Raw genomic sequence first — 22653 nt, 5'->3', positions numbered from 1 at the left:
GGTGACTGTACCCACAAAAACGCAGGCTCAAGAGCTTAACTATGCCTTTGCCTGCCCGGAACATGCATATTCACGCGTGGTGCAGGCCTTGGCTTCCGGGCGCTGCTGCGGGGAAATGTCGGTCCTGCGCAGTAGATTGTAGTGAGCCGGTTCCCGCAATCCTGCCCTATCCGCTCCAGGAGACCAGAAAAGCCTTGCACCTCAAAAGCCTGACCGTCCGGGGGTTCAAGTCCTTTGCGTCTGCCACCACCTTCGACTTCGAACCCGGCGTCACCGCCGTGGTGGGTCCCAACGGATCCGGGAAGTCCAACGTGGTGGACGCCCTGGCCTGGGTCATGGGCGAGCAAGGCGCCAAAACCCTCCGCGGCGGCAAGATGGAGGACGTCATTTTCGCCGGGACGTCCGGGCGGCCGCCCCTTGGCCGGGCACACGTTTCGCTCACCATCGACAACGCCGACGGCGCCCTGCCCATTGAATACAGCGAAGTCACCATTTCCCGGACGCTGTTCCGTACGGGCGGCTCCGAGTATGCCATCAACGGTGCCGCCTGCCGGCTGCTGGATATCCAGGAACTGCTTTCCGACTCCGGGCTGGGCCGGGAGATGCACGTCATCGTGGGCCAGGGCCAGCTGGACCGCGTGCTGCACGCCACCCCCGAGGACCGCCGCGGCTTCATCGAGGAGGCAGCAGGGATCCTCAAGCACCGCCGGCGCAAGGAACGCACGGTCCGGAAACTGGAGGCCATGCAGGCCAACCTCCAGCGCCTCACCGACCTCACCGGGGAAATCCGGCGCCAGCTGACGCCCCTGGGCAAGCAGGCGGAGGTGGCCCGCCGCGCCCAGCGCGTCCAGTTCGACGTCAGGGACGCCCGCGCCCGCCTGCTTGCCGACGACCTCGTCCAGTTGCAGCTGGCGCTGGAGCGGGACGTGGCGGACGAGGCTGCGCTCAAGGCCCGGCGTGCCGCCGTCGAGCAGGAACTCGAAACGGGCCGCAGGCGGCAGGCAGCGCTGGAGCAACTTGCGGCAGAGGCCACACCGCGCCTTAATGCCGCCCGTGACACCTGGTACCGGCTCTCCACTGCCCGGGAGCGGCTTCGCTCGCTCGGCTCGCTGGCCACTGAGCGCAGCCGCCTGCTGGGTTCGGAAGATGCCGCGCCCCCGCCGGGCAGGGACCCCGAACAGCTCGAACGCCAGGCAGCCCGGGTGCGGCAGGAGCTCGCCGAACTTGAACAGGACATTGAAACCAGGCGCAGTGCCCTGGAGACGGCCAGCGCCGCAAAGGCCGAAGCGGAGCAGGCGGCCCTGGCCGAGGACCAGCGGCTCACCGCCCAGCTCCGGGCGGCAGCCGACCGGCGGGAAGGGCTGGCACGGCTTGCCGGCCAGGTGGCGGCCGCCAGGTCCCGCGTGGAGTCCGCACAGGCGGAACTGGGACGGCTGCGCGAATCCCTTACCGCCGGAACCGAACGCCGCGCCCGTGCCCAGGCCGAGTTCACGGCGTTGGAGAACCAGGTGGCGGGCGTGGAGGAGGGGGAAGAATCCCTCGACGCCGACTATGAAGCTGCAAGCGAGGCCCTGGACGCTGTGCTCCAGGAGATCACGGACCTCAAGGCCGCCGTCAACGAAGGAGTCCGGAAACGGGATGCCCTGGCCGCGCGGCTCGACGCCCTCAAGCTGGGGCTCGACCGCAAGGACGGCGCCCGGCACGTGCTGGAATCAGGCCTTCCAGGGGTGCAGGGAAGCGTCGCCGCCACGATCACGGTGCAGGCCGGTTATGAAGCGGCCATCGCCGCCGCCCTGGGACAGGCATCTGAAGCAGTGCTGGTCAAGGACAAGGACACGGCCGTTGAGGTGCTGCAGCGGCTCAAGGACGACGACGCCGGGCGGGCATCGCTGCTCCTCGCCTCGGCTGCGGCGGGCCACCAGAGGGACGGCGACCACCCTGCCTTCCGGCTGCCCGAGGGGGCGCAATGGGCCGCCGACCTCGTGGAGGGGCCCGCGGGGCACCTCGCCCTGGTCCGGCACCTGCTGGCCGGGACCGCCGTCGTATCCGGCATCGACGCCGCGTCCACCCTCGTGGCCTCGGTGCCCGGCCTCACGGTGGTCACCGGCGAGGGTGACGTCTTCACGGCGTTAACGGCGGCCGGCGGTTCTGCCAAGGCACCGTCGCTGCTCGAGGTACAGGCGGCAGTGGACGACGCCGACCGCAGCCTTTCTGCGGTCACCGCGGACCTGGAGCGGAACAGGTTCGCCCTGGCCGGCGCCGAGGCGCGGCGCGCAGGTGCGCAGGAGGAAGCGGACGCCGCCCTGGACAAGCTGCATGAATCTGACGCCCGCCTCGCGGCGGTCGCTGAACGCCTGGGCCACCTGAACTCCGTCCTGCGCAGTGCCGTGGGCGAGAGCGAACGGCTGGCCGCGTCCTTGGCGCGGGCGGAAGGGAATGTCGCTGCCGAGCAGGAAGCGCTCGCGGCCGTTACCGCCCGCCTGGCGGCAGCCCAGGAAGCACCCGTTGAAGAGGAACCCTCCACCGAACAGCGGGACGCCCTGGCACATGCCGCCTCCGCCGCCCGCGCAGCAGAGGTGGAGGCACGGTTGTCCCTGCGCAGTGCCGAGGAGCAGCTGGCCGCCACGCGCAACCGGGTGGCATCACTGGAACGCGCCGCCGCCACCGAACGCCGTGCCCGCGAGGAAGCCGCGGAGCGCGCCCGGCGCCGCCGGATCCAGGCCAAACGGGCAGCCGCCGTTTCCGCAGGCGTGGAACTGGCACTCGGCTACGTGGATGTCTCGGTGGACCTGGCACGGCACGAACGGGACCTGGCCGAGGAGAACCGCGAGCTGCGTGACCGCGGACTGCGCGACATCCGGGAAGCGAACGACGCCCTGGCCCGGGAACTGGCCGACCTCACCGACAACGTGCACCGCGACGAGCTCGCCCGGGCCCAGCAACGGGCCAGGATCGAGGCAGTAGAAACCCGTTCCGTGGATGAACTGGGCATTACCCCCGAGGCCCTGGTAGAGGAATTCGGCCCGCACGTCCCCGTGCCCGTGCCCGCGGAGGAATCCAGCGACAAATGGGCCGCCCTCCGCGCCCCCGTTGATGCTGGCGGGCAAGAGATCGTGGAAGGAAAGCCCTACGTCCGGCAGGAGCAGGAGAAGCGGCTGCGGAAGGCAGAACGGGACCTGGCCAGCCTGGGCAAGGTCAACCCCCTGGCCCTTGAGGAATTCGCGGCACTGGAGGAACGGCACCAGTTCCTCAGCACCCAGCTGGAGGACCTGAAGGCCAGCCGCCGGGACCTGCTGGACATCATCAAGGAAGTGGACGACCGCGTCCAGCGCGTCTTCGCCGAAGCCTTCGAGGATACCCAGGCGCAATTCACCAGGGTGTTCGACCGACTTTTTCCCGGCGGCGAAGGCCGGTTGGTCCTTACCGACCCCACGGACATGCTGACCACCGGCATCGAGGTGGAGGCCCGTCCGGCGGGCAAGAAGATCAAGCGGCTGTCGCTGCTCTCCGGCGGCGAGCGGTCCCTGACAGCGGTGGCGCTGCTGGTGGCCATCTTCAAGGCCAGGCCCTCGCCGTTCTACGTCATGGACGAGGTGGAAGCGGCACTGGACGACACCAACCTGGGCCGGTTGATCACCATCTTCGAAGAGCTCCGGGAATCCAGCCAGCTCATCGTCATCACCCACCAGAAGCGCACCATGGAAGTGGCGGACGCGTTGTACGGGGTAACGATGAGGGGCGACGGCGTTTCCACGGTGATCAGCCAGCGCCTCGGCGCGGAGGTTTAGCAGCGGCGCAGAGGAATATCAGCAGCGCGGGCGGCGGCGAAAAGGGCAGGTCAGCTGCGCGGCAGGCGCCGGAAGGGGGCAAGCCGTTTGTGAGAAGCTAGGGGAGTGAATGACATCCTTCCCATTGTCCTGTCCATTCTTGCTGCGCTGGTGGTCATCGGCGCCTTGATCCCGGTCCTGATCAAGACGCGGAGGAACATCACCAGGTACCCCGGTACACGGGACGCCAATGACCCCGAAATCCGCTCCGGCGGAAGCGCCGCGGTGGCGGACCGCGAGGGAACCATCGAGCGCGCGGCCCCGCAGGGCGCCGACCTCGATGAGCTGGACACCACGATGGTTCCGGACAATGCTGCCGGGCTGGAAACCATCCCCGTTGAAACCCCGCTTCCGGTCGCGGGACGCCTCACCCGCCTGCGCGAACGGCTGGTCCGCTCGAACAACATCATGGGCAAGGGGCTGCTGGCCCTGCTGTCCAGCGACCGCATCGACGAGAGCGTCTGGGACGAAGTGGAGGAGACACTCCTGCTCGCGGACCTGGGCACCGAGCCCACCATGCAGCTGGTGGATGCCCTGCGGGAGCGGGTCAAGGTCCTGGGCACCCGGACCCCCGAACACGTGAAGGCCATGCTGCGCGAAGAGCTCATCAAGCTCGTGGATCCCACCATGGACCGCAGCCTGAACGTCCAGCGGCATGCCGACAAGCCCGCCGTGATGATGGTGGTGGGCGTGAACGGCGTAGGCAAGACCACCACGGTGGGCAAACTGGCACGTGTGCTGGTGGCCGAGGACAAGGACGTCCTGCTGGGCGCCGCGGACACCTTCCGCGCCGCCGCCGCCGAGCAGCTGGCCACGTGGGGCCAGCGCGTCGGCGTTCCGACCGTGAAGTCGGACATCGACGGCGCCGACCCCGCCTCCGTTGCCTACGAGGCAGTAAAGGCAGGCATCGAGCAGGAAGTGGACGTTGTCATGATCGACACCGCCGGCCGCCTGCAGAACAAGGTTGGCCTCATGGACGAGCTGGGCAAGGTCAAGCGCGTGGTGGAGAAGCTGGCAGAGGTGGATGAGGTCCTGCTGGTGCTGGACGCCACCACCGGCCAGAACGGCCTGAACCAGGCGCGGGTCTTCTCCGAGGTGGTCAACATCACGGGCATCGTCTTGACCAAGCTGGACGGAACCGCAAAGGGCGGCATCGTTGTCGCCATCCAGAAGTCCCTCGGTGTGCCGGTCAAGCTCATCGGACTGGGCGAAGGTGCCGACGACCTGGCACCGTTCGACACCGAAAGCTTCGTCGACGCCCTGCTGAACTAGCTGACCGCTGAACCGGCTGACTCCTGAACCGGCCTGGTTCCAGAACTCCGGCAGGGCCTGCTACGGCCCTGCCGTACGGAGCGATTCCCGGGTGGGAAGCCAGGCGACGGCGGCCAGGAGCATGATGCCGCCGGTGACCCCAAAGGCCCAGCCGAAGCCCAGCCGGTCCGCCAGCAGCCCTGCCACGACCGGCCCAACGATCGCGCCGACGTCGGACATCATCTGGTAGACGGCCAGCACCTTGCCGCCCGAGCGGCCATTGCCGATGACATCGGCCACTGCAGCCTGCTGGGCTGGGCCGAAGAGGCCGGACCCGACGCCGGCCAGCGTCGACGCCGCCAGGAACCAGGGCAGGTCCGTGGTGATCCCGATTGCCGCGGTTGCCAGGGCTGCCACCAGCAAACCCGCGATCATCATGGGCTTGCGCCCCACCGAGTCGGCCAGGCGCCCCGAGAAGGTGAGCGCGGCGGCGTTGCCGGCAGCGAACACGGCCAGGGCCAGGCCGGCAGCCTGCGGGCCTGCTCCGAAAGCGGCCGCCGCGAACAGCGGCACGGTTGCCATCCGCACGCCAAAGGTGGCCCAGCCGTTGGCAAAGCTGGAAGCGAGGGCCGAACGGTAGGTGCCCGCGCCCAGGGCTTCGCCGATGCGCATGTCCGGTGACCGCTTCTGTGCGTCTCCGCCGTCCCTGCGTTGATGGCTGAGCTGGGTCTGAACCACGAAAGCGGCAACGAGCAGGGCGGCGGCGTAGGCGAGGAACGGGACCCGCAGGCCCAGCCCCGCCAGGAGGCCTCCCACGATGGGCCCGCACACGTTCCCGATCAGGAACGCTGAGGCGTAGGCTCCCGAGACCCTTCCCCTGCTTTGAGGCGGCGCCAGCCGGACCACCAGGGCCATGGATGCCACGGTGAACATCACCGAGCCTGCCCCGCCAAGGCCGCGGAACAGCAGCAGCTGCCAGTAGTCCTGGGCGAAGGCGCACGCCGCGGTGGACAGTGCCACGATCAACAGACCGGCAACGTAGATGGGGCGTTCTCCCCGCTTGCCGATCAATGCACCGCCGGCCGGGGCAAAAGCCAGGCGCATGAACGCGAAGATCGCCACGATGACGGCAGCCTCGGTGTTTCCCACTCCAAAGGTTGTGGCGAACTGGGGCAATACGGGCGCAACAAGCCCGAATCCAAGCGCGATGAGGAAGGCCGCGGCCAGCATCACCTTGATGTCGCGGGGGAGCCTTTCGCGCTGCGGCCGCAGCCGCGCCCAAAACCTTGAGGTGGCGCCGTTGGCGCGGGGTGGTGCCGTCATGCTGGGGAAATCCTCGCTGGAAAGGGAGCCGGGTGGCTGCGCGGGTGCGGAAACATAACCGTAACAAGGCGGATATGCACCATTTACTTCCTAGAGGTTGTTGTAACAGGCCGGCAATCTAAATCCTCCGCGGGCGAAACACGCCACCCACACACTCTTTACAGGACGCAAAAGGCGTTGGCAGGCGGAGTACTTCCGCAAGATTCGATGAGAGAGGACGTGCACCATGGAACTTACCGCAGGTCACGTTTGGGTCATGGTGGCGGCAGCCCTTGTGCTGTTCATGACACCCGGTCTGGCATTTTTCTACGGCGGCATGACCCGCGCCAAGGCAGCCCTGAACATGATGATGATGAGCTTCATCTCCATCGGCATGGTGGGCGTCGTCTGGGTCCTGTGGGGCGCCTCCATGAGCTCCGGGGAAGGGTTCATGGAGATCGTCGGCAACCCGTTCGCCACCTTCGGCCTTGAGGGAATCACCACCCCCGATGGCCTGATCAAGGTTGGCTACGCCGCCACGTTCGCCATCATCACGGTGGCACTGATCAGCGGCGCCATCGCAGACCGTGCCAAGTTCGGCGCCTGGTCCGTGTTCGTTCCCGTGTGGGTCACGCTGGTCTACTGCCCGCTCGCCTACATGGTGTGGGGCGGCGGCCTCTTCGGCCCTGAAGGAGCCATCGGCAAAGCCCTTGGCCCCGCCATCGACTTCGCCGGCGGCACGGTGGTCCACATCAACGCAGGTGTGGCCGCGCTCATCCTGGTCCTGATCATCGGCAACCGCAAGGGCTTCGGCAAGGACCCCAACCACCGCCCGCACAACATTCCGTTCGTCATGCTCGGCGCGGCCATCCTCTGGTTCGGCTGGTTCGGCTTCAACGGCGGTGCAGCCACCACTGCCGAACAGGGCGGCCTGATCTGGGTCAACACCCTCGCAGCCCCGGCAGCTGCCATGCTCGGCTGGCTGGTCACTGAGCGGATCCGCGACGGCCACCCCACCTCGCTCGGCGCAGCATCCGGCGTGGTTGCCGGCCTGGTTGCCATCACTCCGGCCTGCGCCAACGTCAGCCCCGTGGGCGCCCTGGGCCTGGGAGTCGTGGCCGGCGTAGCTTCCGCCCTGGCAGTCGGCCTGAAGTTCCGTTGGGGCTTCGATGACTCGCTCGACGTCGTGGGCGTGCACCTGGTATCCGGCATCATCGGCACCGTGGCGCTGGGCTTCATCGCCCTGCCCACCGACGGTGTTGGCGGCGGCCTCTTCTACGGCGGCGGACTGGCACAGCTCTGGGCACAGCTCGCGGCAGCCGGCATCGCCATTGCCTACTCCGCGATCCTGACCACCATCATCGCCCTGGCCATCCACAAGACAATGGGCTTCCGCGTCTCGCAGGAACAGGAAACGGTGGGTGTGGACCTCAGCCTGCACGCCGAGACTGCCTACGAGTTCGGCGTCAGCGGCCACGGCGGAAGCTTCCAGCCGCTGCATGACCTGATCACCGGCAAGGGCCTAACCCCTGAAGCCGCGCAGGCAGCGGAAGCGCAGAAGGCACAGTCAGCAACAGGCAAGGAAAGCGTGGGGGCATGAAACTGATCACTGCAATCGTCAGGCCGGAAAAGCTCGAAGCCATCAGGGAAGGGCTGGAAGCCTACGGCGTCCAGGGCCTGACGGTCAGCGCGGCCAGCGGCTACGGCCGGCAGCGCGGCTACACCGAGGTTTACCGCGGGGCGGAATACAACGTGGACCTCCTGCCCAAGATCCGGGTGGAAGTGCTGGCAACGGACGAACAGGCCGATGACATCCTGGACGTGATCATTGCCAGCTCCAATACCGGCAGGGCAGGGGACGGCAAGGTCTGGACCATGGACGTCCACGAAGCAGTGCGGGTCCGTACAGGGGAACGCGGAGTGGCCGCCATCTAGGTGTATTGACCTGAGAGGTTGGTGACGCGGCTGGCCGGTGGCTGACCGTTGAGTGAGGTGTGGCCTCGATGATGATTGTAATGATGGAGCCAGTCGGCGAAAGCGGCAACACGCTCGGCCTCGGAGGCGTAGGGACGGGCGTAGGCCCATTCGTCGAGCATGGTGCGGTTGTAGCGCTCGACTTTGCCGTTTGTCTGAGGCCTGTAGGGGCGGGTGCGTTTGTGCTTGATGTCCGGGCCCAGAGCGTCTTTGAATGCGTAGGAGCGGTAGCAGGATCCGTTATCGGTCAGGACCCGTTTGACAGTGATCCCGTGGGACTCGAAGTAGGCATTGGCGCGTTCCCAGAATCCGGCCGCAGTGTCCTTTTTCTCATCGGTCAGGATCTCCGTGTAGGCGAGCCTGGAGTGATCATCGACGGCGTTGTGCAAGAAGGCGTGACCCGGTCTCCGGTTCGCCGCGGTACCGGTCTTGTTCCGGTTTCCGGCGGCCCTGCCGACACTGCGGTGTCCGCCGCCGTCAGGGATCCGTCCAAGTTTCTTGATGTCGACGTGGACCAGGTCCCCGGGGCTGTGGTGCTCGTACCGGCGAATCACCCGGCCCGTGGCCCGGTCCATCCACGCCAGCCTCGCCAGCCCAAACCGGGACAGCACCCGGTGCACCGTGGAGGGGTGAATGCCCAGCAGATAGCCGATCCGTGCCGGGCCCCAGCGCCGGTTGACTCTGATCGCGACGATCCGCCGCTCCCGCCGCGTGGAGGTCCGACGCGGGGAGTTGATGGGCCGGCTGGAACGATCACCCGTCCCGTGCTCCCCGTGCTCCCGGTAACGGGCCGCCCACCGCGCTGCGGTCGTCACCGACACCTGGAACCGCTCAGCAGCACGGCGCAGCGGCCACCCGTCATCGACGATGCACCGGGCCAGCCGGAGCCGTCCCTTCGGCGTCAGAAGCGCGTTAGCATGGGACATTGAAGACCTCCTTGTGGATCGGACTCTTAGACAAGCCCCACTCCACTTGGAGGTCTTCTTTTTGTCACCTAACCACGCCGCATGTTCCTAACCTCCGTGGTCAATACATCTAGGCCTCACCACTGCGGCCCCCAGCGGACGGCAGGAACTGAAAACGAAAGCAGGGCGGGCGGGAACCGGAAGGTCCAGCCCGCCCTGCTGACGTCTAAGGCGCTAAACCCGCCTTGTGTGGACGGCTCAGTCCTGACGCCGGTTGGTGGGCCAGGACGCCGGCCCGGCCGACCCGGCGTCGTACTCCTCCAGCGGGACCTCACCCTTTTCCCATGCCTTCAGCACCGGTTCAACAATCCGCCAGCAGTCCTCAGCCGTGTCGCTCCGGACGGACAGCAGCGGATCCCCGGACAGCACCCCCTCCAGCACCTCACCGTAGGGCAGCAGGTCGGAGGCACTCAGTTCGGCTTCCAGGGTGACCCGGCCCAGGCTGAAAATGTTCCCGGGACCGTTGACATCCACATCGAACTCCAGCGTGTCCGGGCCAAAACCGATCCGCAGCTGGTTGGGGGAGTCCACCCCGGTGAAACCCTGGGGGAGGTGGGGCACCGGCAGGAAAGTGACCACCGCCTCCTTTCTCTTGTCGCCCAGGGCCTTGCCCGAACGCAGGATGAAGGGAACGCCACGCCAGCGCCAGTTGTCGATCCCCACCTGGATCTCCGCGAGGGTCTCCGTTTCCCGGTCGGCGTCCACGCCCTCCTCGTTGGCGTAGTCGGGGACCTCCTTGCCTGCTACAGTGCCGGCGGTGTATCGGGCCCTGCGCGTTGACTTGGTGAAGGGGGCGCTGACGCTGCTGGCGCGAAGGACGGTGGAGACCGCATCGCGGAGGTCGCGCTCGCCAATGGTGGCCGGAGGCTCGATGGCCATCACGGCCATGACCTGCAGGAGGTGGCTTTGGATCATGTCGCGCAGGGCGCCGGCGCCGTCGTAGTAGCGGGCACGTCCCTCCAGGGCCAGATCCTCGTCGAAGAAGATTTCCACCTTTTCCACGTGCTGCCGGTTCCACACCGGCTCCAGGAAGTTGTTCGCGAACCGCAGGCCCAGGATGTTGAGGACTGTGGCCTTGCCCAGGAAATGGTCCACCCGGTGGATGTGGTCTTCCGGGACGAGGCGCGCCAACGTCTGGTTGAGGGAGCGCGCGGACTGTTCGCTGGAGCCGAAAGGCTTCTCCATCACCAGGCGGGTACCGGCCGGCACCTCCTCTGGCTGAAGCGTCTCGCAGGCCAGCTGGCTGATCCGGGGCGGCAGAGCGAAGTAGACGGCCACCGGGCCTTCCAGGGTTTTCAGCAAGGCCGCCAGGGCGCCATTGGCCGTGACATCCAGCTGGTGGTACACCGTCTCCTTCTGCAACAGCTCGAGGGCTTCCTTGCCCGGCTGGTCCGCTGCACCGGCTGCCGCCGCGAACGATGACTGCACGCGCTCCCGCCACTGTTCAGGCGTCCAGGGGTCCGAACCGGCCCCCACCAGGCTGAGGCCCTCTGCACGGCCGGCGGCAAGCAGCCGCGCCAGCCCCGGCAGGAGGAGGCGGCCGGTGAGGTCGCCCGAGGCGCCGAGGATGAGCAGGGTCTTGACAGTTGTTTGGCTCGTCATTTTGCCAGCATGCCATCTTAGGTGTCTGACTTGATACCCTAGATAGTCGAGTCCCGATCATCTCCTGAAAGAAGTTCACGGCGCGTGTTCAATTCACTCTCTGACCGGTTGACAGCAACCTTCAAGAATCTCCGCGGCAAGGGCCGCCTCACGGAGGCCGATGTTGATGCCACCGTCCGCGAGATCCGCCGTGCCCTCCTGGACGCCGATGTCGCCGTACCGGTGGTCCGCGAATTCACGGGACGGGTCCGCGAACGTGCGCTGGGTGCGGAGGTCTCTGCCGCTCTGAACCCCAGCCAGCAGATCGTGAAGATCGTCAACGAGGAACTCCAGGAGATCCTCGGCGGCGAGACCCGGCGGATTCGCTTGGCCAAGAACGGCCCCACCATCATCATGCTCGCCGGCCTCCAGGGTGCGGGTAAGACCACCCTCGCGGGCAAGCTGTCCAAGTGGCTGAAGGCCCAGGGCCACAGCCCCATGCTGGTGGCCTGCGACCTCCAGCGCCCCAACGCCGTCACCCAGCTCCAGGTAGTGGGCCAGCGCGCCAACGTCCCCGTCTTCGCACCCCACCCGGGCGCCACCTCGACTGAGCTGGACCAGCCTGCCGGCGACCCGGTCGCCGTGGCGCGTGCCGGCGTCGAGGAAGCACGCCAGAAGCTGCACGACGTGGTGATTGTTGATACCGCCGGCCGCCTTGGCGTGGACGCCGACATGATGGAGCAGGCCCGCCAGATCCGCCGGGCCATCGTGCCCAACGAAGTCCTGTTCGTGATCGACTCCATGATCGGCCAGGACGCCGTGAACACGGCCCTTGCCTTTGACGAAGGCGTGAACTTCACCGGCATCGTGCTTTCCAAGCTCGACGGCGACGCCCGCGGCGGTGCCGCGCTGTCCGTCGCGTCGGTCACCGGCAAGCCGGTCATGTTCGCCTCCACGGGCGAAGGCCTGGACGACTTCGAGCTCTTCCACCCGGACCGGATGGCCTCGCGCATCCTGGACATGGGCGACATCCTCACGCTCATCGAACAGGCTGAGAAGGCTTGGGACAAGGATGAAGCCGCCCGGATGGCGAAGAAGTTCGCCGACCAGGAAGACTTCACCCTCGAGGACTTCCTCGCCCAGATGCAGCAGATCCGCAACATGGGCTCCATGAAGAAAATGCTCATGATGATGCCTGGCGCGCAGAACATCCGGCAGCAGCTGGAGCAGTTCGACGAGCGGGAGATTGACCGCGTCGAGGCAATCGTGCGGTCCATGACCCCGCACGAGCGGCTTGCCCCGAAGATCATCAACGGCTCGCGGCGCGCCCGCATCGCCCGTGGTTCCGGCGTCCACGTGTCGGAGGTCAACGGCTTGCTGGAGCGGTTTGCGCAGGCCCAGAAGATGATGAAGAAGATGGCCCAGGGCGGCATGCCGGGAATGCCCGGGATGCCCGGCCTGCCTGGTGCCGGCGGCGGTGCCCGCAAGAACGCCAAGAACGCGCCCAAGAAAAAGGCAAAGTCCGGCAACCCGGCCAAGGCTGCGCAGGAGCGCAAGGAAGCCGAAGCCCGGCGCGCCAATGCGGCCAAGGCACTGCCCACCGGGGCCGCCTTCGGCCAGCAGGGCAGCGACTTCGACCCGTCCCAGCTGAACCTCCCCAAGGGCTTCGACAAGTTCCTGGGCAAGTAGCAGTTCACCATCATCGTGCAGCGCCAGGTGTCGTTTTGATCGCTCAAGACGACACCTGGCGCTTTTCGGTGGGGATGTCGGCACCGTGGAATAGGGTTGGGACATGTTCAAGCAGAGGGTAGTGTTCGTGCACGGCGCCGGAAACTTTGGCGCTGCCGCGTGGCCGCGCCAGCACGGCATGGCACTGTCCTATGACGCCCTGTTCCTCCGGCGGCACGGCTACGATGCCGTCGCGGAGCCGCTGGAGTCCTCCTTCGCCGCAGACACCGCCATCATCCTGCGCTCCCTCGCCGATGACGGCCGCGGCGCCGCCGGCGGGCACGTTGTGGCCCATTCCCAAGGGGCAATCGCCGCCATGATGGCCGCGGTGGAAAGCCCGGACCTGGTCTTCTCATTGACCCTGGTGGAACCGGCGTGCCTGTCGCTGACCGCGGAACTGCCGGCCACAGCCGCCCACATCAGCTTGATGCAGCCCCTCTTCGAGGTGCGCCACCAGCTAAGCGACGAGGACTTCCAGCGCGAATTCGTCCGCCGGGTCTATGCCACGGACCTCCAGGAGCCGGCCACCGCCGAGGAGAAGAGGTCCGCCCGCAGGCTCCGGCTCCAGTCGCCGTCCTGGGAGGCGCCGCTGCACATCGTCCCCGGCGTGCCCACGCTGGTCCTGACCGGCGGCTGGGAGCCGCTGTATGAGGAAATCGCCGGGTACCTTCGGGAGACCGGCGCCCTGCACCGCGTTGCCACGGGAGGGCACCGGCCCCAGGACTCCCCGGAGGGGGACCAGGCAATCCGGCAGTTCATTCGGCAGGTCAGCCGGAGCCAGCCGGCCCGGGCGTCCTAGCTTTCCGCGGGAACCCGCAGCTCCGGCAGGTACACCTTGCCGCCCGCGGCCAGGAACTCCTCGCTCTTCTCCCGCATCCCCGATGCCACGCCGGCAAGCGCCGCTTGGGCCTCCGCGGAGCCGAATTCATCACGGATGTCCTGGCTGATCCGCATGGAGCAGAACTTAGGCCCGCACATCGAGCAGAAGTGCGCCGTTTTGGCGGGCTCGGCCGGCAGCGTCTCATCGTGGAACGCCTCGGCGGTGACAGGGTCCAGGGACAGCGCGAACTGGTCCCGCCAGCGGAACTCGAAACGGGCCTTGGACAGCGCGTCGTCCCGCTCGTGCGCGCCCGGGTGGCCCTTGGCCAGGTCCGCAGCATGGGCGGCGATCTTGTAGGTGATCACGCCGGTCTTCACGTCGTCCTTGTTGGGCAGGCCCAGGTGTTCCTTCGGGGTGACGTAGCAGAGCATCGCGGTCCCGTACCGGGCAATCTCGGTGGCACCGATGGCCGACGTGATGTGGTCATAGCCCGGGGCAACATCAGTCACCAGCGGCCCCAGGGTGTAGAACGGCGCGCCCTTGCACAGCTCTTGCTGGCGCTCGACGTTTTCCCGGACCAGGTGGAAGGGGACGTGGCCAGGGCCTTCCACCATCACCTGCACGTCGTATTCCCAGGCGCGCTGCGTCAGCTCGGCCAGCGTGTCCAGCTCCGCGAACTGGGCGGCGTCGTTGGCGTCAGCGGTGGAACCGGGGCGCAGACCGTCACCCAGGGAAAACGCAACGTCGTACTTCGCGAAGATCTCGCATAGCTCATCGAAGTGCGTGTACAGGAAGTTTTCCTGGTGGTGGGCCAGGCACCAGCCGGCCATGATGGAGCCGCCGCGCGAGACGATGCCCGTTACGCGGTTGGCTGTGAGCGGGACGTACCGCAGCAGCACGCCGGCGTGGATGGTCATGTAGTCAACGCCCTGCTCGCACTGTTCAATGACAGTGTCGCGGAAAATCTCCCATGTCAGCGCGTTGGCCTCGCCGTTGACCTTTTCCAGGGCTTGGTAGATCGGTACTGTCCCGATGGGGACGGGGGAGTTGCGGATGATCCATTCCCTGGTGGTGTGGATGTCGTCGCCGGTGGACAGGTCCATGACGGTGTCGGCGCCCCACTGCGTGGCCCACTGCAGCTTGTCCACCTCCTCCGCGATGGAGCTGGTGACCGCGGAATTGCCGATGTTGGCGTTGATCTTCACCAGGAAGGCCTTGCCGATGATCATCGGCTCGGACTCGGGATGGTTGATGTTGCTGGGGATGATCGCGCGGCCGGCGGCCAGCTCGCTGCGGACCAGCTCGACGTCGCAGTTTTCCCGCAGCGCCACGAACCGCATTTCCTGGGTGATGATGCCCTGCCGGGCATAGTGCATCTGCGTCACTGTCCGGCCGTCGACGGCGCGGCGGGGCACCGGCCGGGCGCCCTTCCATTCTGCAGAGGCGGCACCCCGGCGGACTGCCGAGCGGCCGTCATCGAGCAGGTTGCGCTCCCTGCCGGTGTACGCCTCGGTGTCTGCCCGTGCCTCAATCCACTCCGAACGGAAGGGCTGAAGGCCCCGGACGGGGTCGCTGCCCGGCCCCGCTGTCCGGTAGGTGCGGAACGGTTCGTTGGGCCGGCCGTTGGGGGATGGCTCAAGGGAAATTTCCGTTACCGGCACCCGGATCCCGGCGCCGGGATCTTCGATAAAGGCCAGCGAATGCGACTTCAGGGACTGGGTCACCTGAAGTGCTGTCTGAGCGTCCGCTGTTGTTTCTGCCTGGATTTGGGCAGCGTTTAACTGGGTGTTTTGTGTACTCAAGGGAATACTCACTTCCTTCGCCGGCATTACCCGGACAGGTTCAACGGTCGCAGGCCGCGTCAGCCCGATCTCAGCCCCTGCAGGGGCACCCGTGTGGTCAGGAACGAAGCTACCACAGGCCCCTGGGACCGCGTTGTCACAATCCGCGGTGCTAGCCTGTCCGGGCAATGAAAGGAAGTCCTGATGCCACAAGTCATTGAATTCAGCGGACCCGTCCTGACCGGACCCGACAGCATCCGGTACGGGCTTTGGTCCGTGGACGGGAGCCTCACCTTCACCCGTCCCGTGACGGAGCCGGGCAGGGTCCTCCATGGCTGGGTACTGCCGGGTTTCGTTGACGCGCACTGCCACATCGGGCTGGGACCGGGCGGCCCCGTTGACGCCGCCACGGCTGCGGAGCAGGCCCTGGCTGACCTCAACGCAGGAACCCTGCTGGTCCGTGACGCCGGTTCACCGGCCGACACCCGCTGGATGCAGGGCCGCGGGGATTTCCCGCTGCTGATCCGTGCCGGGCGGCACATCGCCCGAACGCGGCGCTACCTGCGCGGCTTCGCGGAGGAAGTGGAGCCGGAGGGCCTCGTGGAGGCCGTCCGCAAGCAGGCGCGCGACGGCGACGGCTGGGTCAAGCTGGTGGGGGACTGGATTGACCGCGGCGCCGGTGACCTGGCTCCTTCCTTTCCCGCCGCCGTCGTCCGTGACGCCGTCCAGGCAGCGCATGACGAAGGTGCCCGGGTGACCGCCCACTGTTTCGCCGAGGACACCCTGGACCAGATGCTGGATGCCGGAATCGACTGCATTGAACATGCCACGGGCCTCCTGCCCCGCCACCTGCCCCGGTTCGCCGAACAGGGCATACCGATCGTGCCCACCCTCATCAATATCGCCACCTTTCCGGACATCGCGGCGCAGGCGGATTCCAAGTTCCCGCGCTACGCCGCCCACATGCGCGCCCTGTGGGAACGCAGGCTGGAACGGGCGGCCGAGGCCCACGCAGCCGGCGTGCGCATCTTTGCCGGAACCGATGCCGGCAGCACAATCCGCCACGGCAGGATCGCGGACGAAATCCTTGAACTGCACGGCGCCGGCCTGCCAATGACGGCAGCACTGGATGCCGCATGCTGGGCCGCCCGGACCTGGCTGGGGGCGGGCGTCCTGGCGGAAGGAGCGCGGGCCGACGCGGTGGTGTGCCGGGAAGACCCCCGGGCCGTGCCGGAGACCATCAGGTCGCTTGAGCATGTGGTGCTGGGCGGCCGCATCATCCGCTGACCAGAGGGCCCTTGGGGACTTGGAATAAATTGAAGCTTCAAGTAATTTTAATGTGTGACAGGCCGCCATTGGGACGGCCTCCAACACAAGGAGCCATCAATGACCGCAGCAGCCAGCAGCCAGGATCTTCTTCCTGCCGACCTCGCCATGGGCACCGTGATGCTCAAGGTGGGCGACATGAAGCTCATGGCCGACTACTACCAGCGCGCGCTGGGACTCGAGGTGGTGGCTGAGCAGGACGGCGGACTCTACCTTGGCCGGCTCGGCAGGCCGCTGGTCCACCTGGCCCCGGCGCCGGGACTGCATATTCCCGGCAGGGGAGAGGCGGGCCTGTTCCACACCGCCCTGCTGTTCGAAGACCAGGCTTCCCTGGCCGCCACCGTCGCCACGGCCGCCCAGTACGAGCCGCGGTCCTTCACCGGCAGCGCCGACCACTTGGTGAGCGAGGCCTTCTATTTCACCGACCCCGAGGGCAACGGCATTGAACTGTACTGGGACCGCCCGCGCAGCAACTGGTCCTGGAACGGGACGGACGTCGTCATGGACAGCCTTGCCCTCCCGCCGCAGCGCTACCTGGAGCAGTACCTCACCGAAGAGTCGCTGGAAGGCCAGCGCCGGACAACCGCAGGCGTTGGCCACGTGCACCTCCAGGTGGGTGACGTCCAGGCCGCCCGGGACTTCTACGTGGGAACCCTCGGCTTCGAAAAGACGGCCGGCTGGCACGGGCAGGCATTGTTTGTTTCCGCCGGCCGCTACCACCACCACATGGCAATGAACGTCTGGAACAGCCGCGGTGCCGGGCCGCGCAAGGACACCCTGGGGCTCGGCGAGGTGCTGATTGAAGTTCCTTCAGGGGACGACGTCGGGGCGCTGGCGGACCGCCTCAAGGTTGCCGGAGTGGCCTCGCACCACACCGGTGCCGAGCTCCGCTTCGAGGACCCGTGGCGCAACCGGATCCGGGTAGCCGTCCGCTGACGGGTGGACTTGGCCCCCGTTTGCGCGGCGGGGCAGCACAGAAAGGGTCCGGCGTGCGCGGGCAGGCGGGCAACTACTAGGCTGATCCCGTACGGCCGGGCAGCGCCCGGCGCGCTGTCCCGCTAACGGAAGAAGGGCAACCCCATGGGCTTCACCGAGATCTTTGTCGCCACCCATGACGCCGCGCTGAAACGCGCCGGCATCCTCGACGAGGGCAGCGGCTCCGCGGCTGGCGGCCCTGCCGCCCATGCGGTGCGGATCCAGGGAATCAGCGACTTCGAGGTTGAGCAGCTGGGCGACCTGGCGGGAACGGCCGTCCACGCGGGCGGCGCCGACTACGAGCTGACCATGGTGGACGTTGCCAGCGACTCGCTCCTCGCCGTGCCGCCGGCCATGGTCCGCGCCCTGGCGGATCTGCTCTCATACGAAACCGAAGGCGAAGGCAACGTCCTCGACGACGTTGCCGAACAGTGGGCCGCCCAGGAGGACATGCCCTTCGACGCAGGCCAGGCCCGGACCTATGTGCAGCAACTGGCGCAGCTCGCCGCCGGAATCGACGATTCAGAACGGACCGGACTGTACGTCTGGTCCGCCTGAGCCGGGTCCTGGAACCCTTCGGCGCTCCCCGTATGGCCGGCGCGCCAGCCACGCCCGCGCCAAGTCGAATTAACCGCGCTCATCTGGCACAATGGACAGGTACTCGATCTGCGCGGCCCCTCTCTCCGCGTCCGGATCCTGTCCTTCGAGCCCGCAAGTACGGCCCGCCCCACGGGTGCAGAAAGCCGGGTTCACCCCTTTTCTGAAACAGGAGTGACCACAAAAGTGGCCGTAAAGATTCGCCTTAAGCGCTTCGGTAAGATGCGCGCACCGTACTACCGCATCGTCGTCGCGGACTCACGCACCAAGCGTGATGGCCGTGCCATCGAGGAGATCGGCAAGTACCACCCCACCGAAGAGCCCTCATACATCGAGGTCAACTCAGAGCGTGCCCAGTACTGGCTGTCCGTCGGCGCCCAGCCGTCCGAGCAGGTTGCCGCGATCCTGAAGATCACCGGTGACTGGCAGAAGTTCAAGGGCCTGCCGGGCCAGGAAGGCACCCTCAAGACCAAGGTCGAGAAGGAATCCTTCGTCGCCCCGGAGAAGGGCTCGGTCATCATCCCGGAAGCCATCACCAAGAAGGCCTCCAAGTCTGACGCTGCCGAGGCCCCTGCCGACGCCGAAGCTGAGACCACCGAGGCTGAGTAGATTGCTGGCAGAAGCGCTGGAGCACCTGGTCCGTGGAATCGTCGATTCCCCGGATGACGTCAAGGTCAGTTCGAAGAACAACCGCCGCGGGGATACCCTCGAGGTGCGCGTTCACCAGGATGACCTTGGACGGGTGATCGGCCGCCAGGGCCGCACGGCACGCGCACTGCGCACCGTGGTGGCAGCACTGGCCGGTGGCGAACCGGTACGCGTCGACGTCGTCGACACCGACCGCCGCCGCTGAGCGCTCGGCAACATTCAGTTCTTGCTCCGGCCCCTCCACCATCAGGTGGAGGGGCCGGTTTGCTTTCAACAACACAGTCCTTTCATCAGAAACACCACAACCCGGAACAGAGGAACAGATGCAGCTTCAGGTGGCGCGGATCGGCAAGCCGCACGGCATTCGCGGGGAAGTCACGGTCCAGGTGCTGACGGACGCCCCGGAGGACCGGTTTGTCCCCGGTACCACGTTCGTGGTTGAGCCTGCTGCGTCCGGTCCCCTCACTGTGAGCAGCGCCCGCTGGAACAAGGACATCCTGCTGCTCGGATTCGAGGAAGTGGCTGACCGCAACCAGGCTGAAACCCTTCGCGGCGCCAAGCTGTTCATCGAAACCGAGGAGCTTGACGAGGACGACGATGACGAGGGCTGGTACGAGCACGAACTGGTCGGCCTTGAGGCCAGGATCGGCTCCCGGGTGGTGGGCAAGGTGACGGCGCTGAACACCATGCCCGTCCAGGACCTGCTCATGGTCACCACCCCCGGCGGTGAAGAAATCCTCATCCCGTTCGTGGAACAAATCGTGCCGGAAGTCAACGTCGAGGAGGGCTACATCCTCCTCACCCCGCCGGACGGGCTCTTCGAACTGAACTCCGACGAAGCTGCTGCCCCCGAAACGGAAGGCAGGGACTAGATGCGGATCGACGTCGTCAGCATCTTTCCTGAATACCTTGCCCCGCTGGAACTCTCGCTGATCGGCAAGGCCCGCCAGGATGGAATCCTGGACCTGCACGTCCACGACCTGCGCAGCTTCACCACTGACAAGCACCGTTCCGTGGACGACACCCCGTACGGCGGTGGCGCTGGAATGGTCATGAAGCCCGAGCCCTGGGCGCAGGCCCTCACCGCCGTGGCGGAAGGGCGCCCGGATCCGCAGCGCAAGCCCGTGCTCATCGTTCCGTCCCCTGCGGGCGAGCGGTTCACCCAGGCCCTAGCCTATGAACTGGCGGAGGAGCAGCATCTGGCGTTTGCGTGCGGGCGGTACGAAGGCATCGATGAACGCGTCATCGAATGGGCGCAGGAACACTTCACCGTCCGCCCCGTCAGCCTGGGCGACTATGTGCTCAATGGCGGGGAAGTGGCCGTCCTTGCCATGGTGGAGGCCATCGGCCGCCTGCTCCCCGGCGTTGTCGGCAATCCCGAGTCCCTGGTGGAGGAATCCCACTCCGACGGGCTCCTGGAATACCCGGTCTACACCAAGCCTTCGGTCTGGCGGGACCGCGAAGTGCCGCCGGTGCTCCTCAGCGGCAACCATGGCAGGATCGCCCAGTGGCGCCGCCACGAACAGTACCGCAGGACGGCAGAGCGCCGCCCGGACCTCCTGCAGGGGTTCGACGCCGGCAGCCTCCCACGTGCCGACCGCACCGAATTGCACAACCTGGGCTACGACGTCGTGGACGGCCGCCTGGTCCGCCGCCCGGAACCGGACGCCGCACAGGAGGGTTAACCCCGGCGGAATTGGCGTAACCCTGCTGCTGTGGCAAAATTAACCCTTGTGTCTGCTGGGTCCGCACCTGCCACAGGGGGTAGCGCGGCCAACAGCGTGGCAACCGGCCCCATCAAGCCTTGAAGCGGCCGGACTACTTTACTTCGGCGGTGATGCCCGGCCTGCTTTCCAGTGGGCCGACTTGCCTGCCGTTACCCAAAGTGAATGACCTGTGGCGTTCACCAGGAGTGCAATCATGCATATTCTCGACTCCGTCGATGCAGCCTCGCTGCGCAACGATGTTCCCGAGTTCCGCGCGGGCGACACCCTGAAGGTGCACGTGAACATCATCGAAGGCAAGAACACCCGTGTCCAGGTCTTCCAGGGCTTCGTCCTGGGTCGCCAGGGCGATGGCGTTCGCGAAACCTTCACCGTCCGCAAGGTTTCCTTCGGTGTCGGCGTGGAGCGTACCTTCCCGGTGCACTCCCCGATCATCGAAAAGATCGAGGTTGTCACCAAGGGTGACGTCCGCCGCGCCAAGCTGTACTACATGCGTGCACTGCGCGGTAAGGCCGCCAAGATCAAGGAAAAGCGCGACTTCAGCTCCGCCAAGTAAGTCCAGCCCGGACTCACTGCCACGCCGGAGCGCGGCCGTAGCCGGCAAGCGCCGGAGCAACACCAGCGCCAGGATACGGACCATGCACCAGACAAAACGCCAGCCCCGCAAAAAGGGCTGGCGTTTTGTCGTTGCAGCGGCGTTGCTCCTTGCTGTTGCCATCAGCGGACTGGTCCGGTCACTGTGGCTGGATGTCTACTTCATCCCCTCGCAGTCCATGGAGCCGCTCCTGGAAGGCGGGGACCGCATCCTGGTATCGCGCACGGACTTCCAGTCCGAACCCATCCGGCGCGGGGACGTTGTCGTCTTTGACGGCCGCGGCAGCTTCGCCCCGCTGAATAGCGGCAAGGGCCCCTTCGCGGACGCCGCGGCGTCCGCCCTGCAGTGGCTCGGCGTCGCCGGCAGCGACACCACCTACGTCAAAAGGGCCATCGGCGTTCCAGGCGACACAGTGGTCTGCTGCGACGCTGCCGGGAAGGTCACCGTCAACGGCGTTCCCCTTGACGAGCCCTATGTTTTTCCGGGGGACGTGCCCAGCACCCAGAAATTCAGCACCCTGGTTCCGGAAGGCAGGCTATGGCTGATGGGGGACCACCGCTCCGTCTCCGCCGATTCCCGCAGCCTGCTCGGCGCCCCGGGCGGTGGCCTGGTGCCGCTGGACCGGGTGATCGGCCGGCCGGTCCAGATCCTTTGGCCGCTTGATAGATTTGCTCCTGTAGCACGGCCGCCCGCAACGGGGCCAACAACACAGAACGGACGGTAAATGCCCGAGAACCACGCGCGGAAACCTGAACCGCGCCACGACGGCGCTTCAGAAACGCCCGCCGTCCAGGCCTCCTCCACGTCGGCTCCGGGGGAGGATCCGGAGTCAACCGCACCCGTCCACCGGCGGAACCGGGCGGAGTCCAAGGCTGCCGGCAAGTCCACCGGCAACCCCTTCCTCGGGTGGCTGAAGGAAATCGCCACGGTGGTGGTCATCGCGGTGGTGCTGTCCTTCCTCATCAAGACCTTCCTCTTCCGGGCATTCTTCATCCCCTCCGAATCCATGGTGAACACCCTGGACGTGGACGACCGCATCTTCGTCAACCTCCTGGTCCCGGAACCGTTTGCCCTGAGCCGCGGGGATGTTGTGGTGTTCCGTGACACCAAGGGATGGCTGCCTCCGGCACCGGCCAAGGCACAGGGCCCGTTCACCTGGGTCCAGGACGGCCTCACGTTCGTTGGCCTCCTGCCGGACAATTCGGAGCAGCACCTGGTCAAGCGCGTCATCGGACTGCCGGGCGACCACGTGGTTTGCTGTGACGCCGGCGGTAAACTGACCCTTAACGGAACCTCGCTCGACGAGACCTACATCAATCCCGCCGAGGTGCCGCAGGTCCGCAACTTTGACGTCACCGTCCCGGAAGGCAAGGTGTGGGTGATGGGTGACAACCGGAACCACTCCGCCGATTCGCGCGCCCATATGGAGACCGACGGCGGATTCATCGACCTCAAGGATCTGGAAGGCAAGGCCGCCGTGATCGCGTGGCCGCTGAACAGGATCAAGACCTTGGACAACTATCCGGACGTGTTCAAGAACGTCCCGGCGGCGAAGTGAC

General features: G+C 66.7%; 20 protein-coding genes and 1 riboswitch. Of the genes, 16 read left to right on the top strand and 4 right to left on the bottom strand.

What is annotated here, in order from left to right; genetic code table 11:
• The first annotated feature begins 194 nt into the window (after positions 1-194).
• Together smc and ftsY are read left to right on the top strand one after the other, a co-directional pair.
• On the top strand, positions 195-3788 hold the full coding sequence (gene smc, locus LFT49_RS12805) for a chromosome segregation protein SMC (RefSeq protein WP_237428446.1): 3594 nt from the start codon (positions 195-197) through the stop codon (positions 3786-3788).
• A 105-nt stretch (positions 3789-3893) separates the two neighbouring features.
• The gene (gene ftsY, locus LFT49_RS12800) at positions 3894-5099 is read left to right on the top strand and encodes a signal recognition particle-docking protein FtsY (RefSeq protein ID WP_237428445.1); all 1206 of its coding nucleotides are present in this window, start codon (positions 3894-3896) and stop codon (positions 5097-5099) included.
• Positions 5100-5159: 60 nt separating this feature from the next.
• Here ftsY and LFT49_RS12795 read toward each other — a convergent pair whose 3' ends face one another.
• A complete protein-coding gene (locus LFT49_RS12795; protein WP_237428444.1) occupies positions 5160-6401 on the bottom strand; it encodes an MFS transporter in 1242 nt (413 codons plus the stop codon).
• Between the two features lie 226 nt (positions 6402-6627).
• On the opposite strand from LFT49_RS12795, the gene LFT49_RS12790 reads away from it, so the two are divergent.
• Complete coding sequence (locus LFT49_RS12790; RefSeq protein WP_236798661.1) at positions 6628-7980, top strand: ammonium transporter; 1353 nt, start codon at positions 6628-6630, stop codon at positions 7978-7980.
• Positions 7977-8315 carry a P-II family nitrogen regulator gene (locus LFT49_RS12785; RefSeq protein WP_159631736.1) on the top strand — a complete coding sequence of 113 codons (339 nt, stop codon included), beginning with the start codon at positions 7977-7979 and terminating at the stop codon, positions 8313-8315. The genes LFT49_RS12790 and LFT49_RS12785 overlap by 4 nt, the downstream gene beginning before the upstream one ends.
• Here the strand turns inward: LFT49_RS12785 and LFT49_RS12780 are convergent.
• Both LFT49_RS12780 and LFT49_RS12775 read right to left on the bottom strand, forming a co-directional pair.
• Positions 8312-9280, bottom strand: coding sequence for an IS481 family transposase (locus LFT49_RS12780; RefSeq protein WP_236799412.1), 969 nt, complete (start codon positions 9278-9280; stop codon positions 8312-8314). The two genes, LFT49_RS12785 and LFT49_RS12780, sit on opposite strands and share 4 nt — an antisense overlap.
• Before the next feature lie 237 nt (positions 9281-9517).
• A complete protein-coding gene (locus tag LFT49_RS12775) occupies positions 9518-10921 on the bottom strand; it encodes a glucose-6-phosphate dehydrogenase (RefSeq protein WP_237428443.1) in 1404 nt (467 codons plus the stop codon).
• An 84-nt stretch (positions 10922-11005) separates the two neighbouring features.
• On the opposite strand from LFT49_RS12775, the gene ffh reads away from it, so the two are divergent.
• The gene (gene ffh / locus LFT49_RS12770; RefSeq protein ID WP_237428442.1) at positions 11006-12589 is read left to right on the top strand and encodes a signal recognition particle protein; all 1584 of its coding nucleotides are present in this window, start codon (positions 11006-11008) and stop codon (positions 12587-12589) included.
• Between the two features lie 103 nt (positions 12590-12692).
• On the top strand, positions 12693-13427 hold the full coding sequence (locus LFT49_RS12765) for an alpha/beta hydrolase (protein WP_237428441.1): 735 nt from the start codon (positions 12693-12695) through the stop codon (positions 13425-13427).
• Here the strand turns inward: LFT49_RS12765 and thiC are convergent.
• On the bottom strand, positions 13424-15250 hold the full coding sequence (thiC, locus tag LFT49_RS12760; protein WP_237428440.1) for a phosphomethylpyrimidine synthase ThiC: 1827 nt from the start codon (positions 15248-15250) through the stop codon (positions 13424-13426). The genes LFT49_RS12765 and thiC overlap by 4 nt on opposite strands.
• Positions 15246-15353, bottom strand: a riboswitch (TPP riboswitch). Its footprint overlaps the gene before it by 5 nt.
• A gap of 80 nt (positions 15354-15433) precedes the next feature.
• Here thiC and LFT49_RS12755 point away from each other — a divergent pair.
• The 10 genes from LFT49_RS12755 to lepB (LFT49_RS12710) all read left to right on the top strand — a co-directional run bounded on the left by LFT49_RS12755 (position 15434) and on the right by lepB (LFT49_RS12710) (position 22652).
• Positions 15434-16516 (top strand): amidohydrolase family protein, encoded by a 1083-nt coding sequence (locus LFT49_RS12755; RefSeq protein WP_237428439.1) that lies wholly within the window; start codon positions 15434-15436, stop codon positions 16514-16516.
• A gap of 99 nt (positions 16517-16615) precedes the next feature.
• Positions 16616-17491, top strand: a complete 876-nt coding sequence (locus tag LFT49_RS12750) for a VOC family protein (RefSeq protein ID WP_236819868.1) — start codon at positions 16616-16618, stop codon at positions 17489-17491.
• 144 nt (positions 17492-17635) lie between these two features.
• Positions 17636-18088 (top strand): hypothetical protein, encoded by a 453-nt coding sequence (locus tag LFT49_RS12745; protein WP_236798656.1) that lies wholly within the window; start codon positions 17636-17638, stop codon positions 18086-18088.
• A gap of 225 nt (positions 18089-18313) precedes the next feature.
• A complete protein-coding gene (gene rpsP / locus LFT49_RS12740) occupies positions 18314-18736 on the top strand; it encodes a 30S ribosomal protein S16 (RefSeq protein WP_236798655.1) in 423 nt (140 codons plus the stop codon).
• Between the two features lies 1 nt (position 18737).
• A complete protein-coding gene (locus tag LFT49_RS12735) occupies positions 18738-18980 on the top strand; it encodes an RNA-binding protein (RefSeq protein ID WP_018759999.1) in 243 nt (80 codons plus the stop codon).
• Between the two features lie 118 nt (positions 18981-19098).
• A complete protein-coding gene (rimM, locus tag LFT49_RS12730) occupies positions 19099-19647 on the top strand; it encodes a ribosome maturation factor RimM (RefSeq protein WP_237428438.1) in 549 nt (182 codons plus the stop codon).
• Positions 19648-20460 (top strand): tRNA (guanosine(37)-N1)-methyltransferase TrmD, encoded by an 813-nt coding sequence (gene trmD / locus LFT49_RS12725; protein ID WP_237428437.1) that lies wholly within the window; start codon positions 19648-19650, stop codon positions 20458-20460.
• Between the two features lie 235 nt (positions 20461-20695).
• Positions 20696-21055 carry a 50S ribosomal protein L19 gene (rplS, locus tag LFT49_RS12720; RefSeq protein WP_018768283.1) on the top strand — a complete coding sequence of 120 codons (360 nt, stop codon included), beginning with the start codon at positions 20696-20698 and terminating at the stop codon, positions 21053-21055.
• Between the two features lie 82 nt (positions 21056-21137).
• Entirely contained in the window at positions 21138-21818 is a 681-nt protein-coding gene (gene lepB, locus LFT49_RS12715) for a signal peptidase I (protein ID WP_237428436.1), read from the top strand.
• Positions 21819-22652 carry a signal peptidase I gene (lepB, locus tag LFT49_RS12710; RefSeq protein WP_237428435.1) on the top strand — a complete coding sequence of 278 codons (834 nt, stop codon included), beginning with the start codon at positions 21819-21821 and terminating at the stop codon, positions 22650-22652.
• Position 22653: the final 1 nt, after the last annotated feature.

It is taken from the genome of Arthrobacter sp. FW306-06-A, assembly GCF_021870055.1.
Taxonomy (GTDB): domain Bacteria; phylum Actinomycetota; class Actinomycetes; order Actinomycetales; family Micrococcaceae; genus Arthrobacter.
The sequence above is the reverse complement of the archived record's forward strand: the minus strand, read 5'-3'. Positions and strand labels throughout refer to the sequence as shown.

Bases quoted from the DNA above. Each gene is read 5' to 3' on its own strand.
- LFT49_RS12795 (WP_237428444.1), bottom strand. From the start codon at position 6,401: ATGACGGCACCACCCCGCGCCAACGGCGCCACCTCAAGGTTTTGGGCG.
- LFT49_RS12790 (WP_236798661.1), top strand. From the start codon at position 6,628: ATGGAACTTACCGCAGGTCACGTTTGGGTCATGGTGGCGGCAGCCCTT.
- LFT49_RS12785 (WP_159631736.1), top strand. From the start codon at position 7,977: ATGAAACTGATCACTGCAATCGTCAGGCCGGAAAAGCTCGAAGCCATC.
- LFT49_RS12780 (WP_236799412.1), bottom strand. From the start codon at position 9,280: ATGTCCCATGCTAACGCGCTTCTGACGCCGAAGGGACGGCTCCGGCTG.
- LFT49_RS12775 (WP_237428443.1), bottom strand. From the start codon at position 10,921: ATGACGAGCCAAACAACTGTCAAGACCCTGCTCATCCTCGGCGCCTCG.
- LFT49_RS12765 (WP_237428441.1), top strand. From the start codon at position 12,693: ATGTTCAAGCAGAGGGTAGTGTTCGTGCACGGCGCCGGAAACTTTGGC.
- LFT49_RS12755 (WP_237428439.1), top strand. From the start codon at position 15,434: ATGCCACAAGTCATTGAATTCAGCGGACCCGTCCTGACCGGACCCGAC.
- LFT49_RS12750 (WP_236819868.1), top strand. From the start codon at position 16,616: ATGACCGCAGCAGCCAGCAGCCAGGATCTTCTTCCTGCCGACCTCGCC.
- LFT49_RS12745 (WP_236798656.1), top strand. From the start codon at position 17,636: ATGGGCTTCACCGAGATCTTTGTCGCCACCCATGACGCCGCGCTGAAA.
- rimM (WP_237428438.1), top strand. From the start codon at position 19,099: ATGCAGCTTCAGGTGGCGCGGATCGGCAAGCCGCACGGCATTCGCGGG.
- trmD (WP_237428437.1), top strand. From the start codon at position 19,648: ATGCGGATCGACGTCGTCAGCATCTTTCCTGAATACCTTGCCCCGCTG.
- rplS (WP_018768283.1), top strand. From the start codon at position 20,696: ATGCATATTCTCGACTCCGTCGATGCAGCCTCGCTGCGCAACGATGTT.
- lepB (WP_237428436.1), top strand. From the start codon at position 21,138: ATGCACCAGACAAAACGCCAGCCCCGCAAAAAGGGCTGGCGTTTTGTC.
- lepB (WP_237428435.1), top strand. From the start codon at position 21,819: ATGCCCGAGAACCACGCGCGGAAACCTGAACCGCGCCACGACGGCGCT.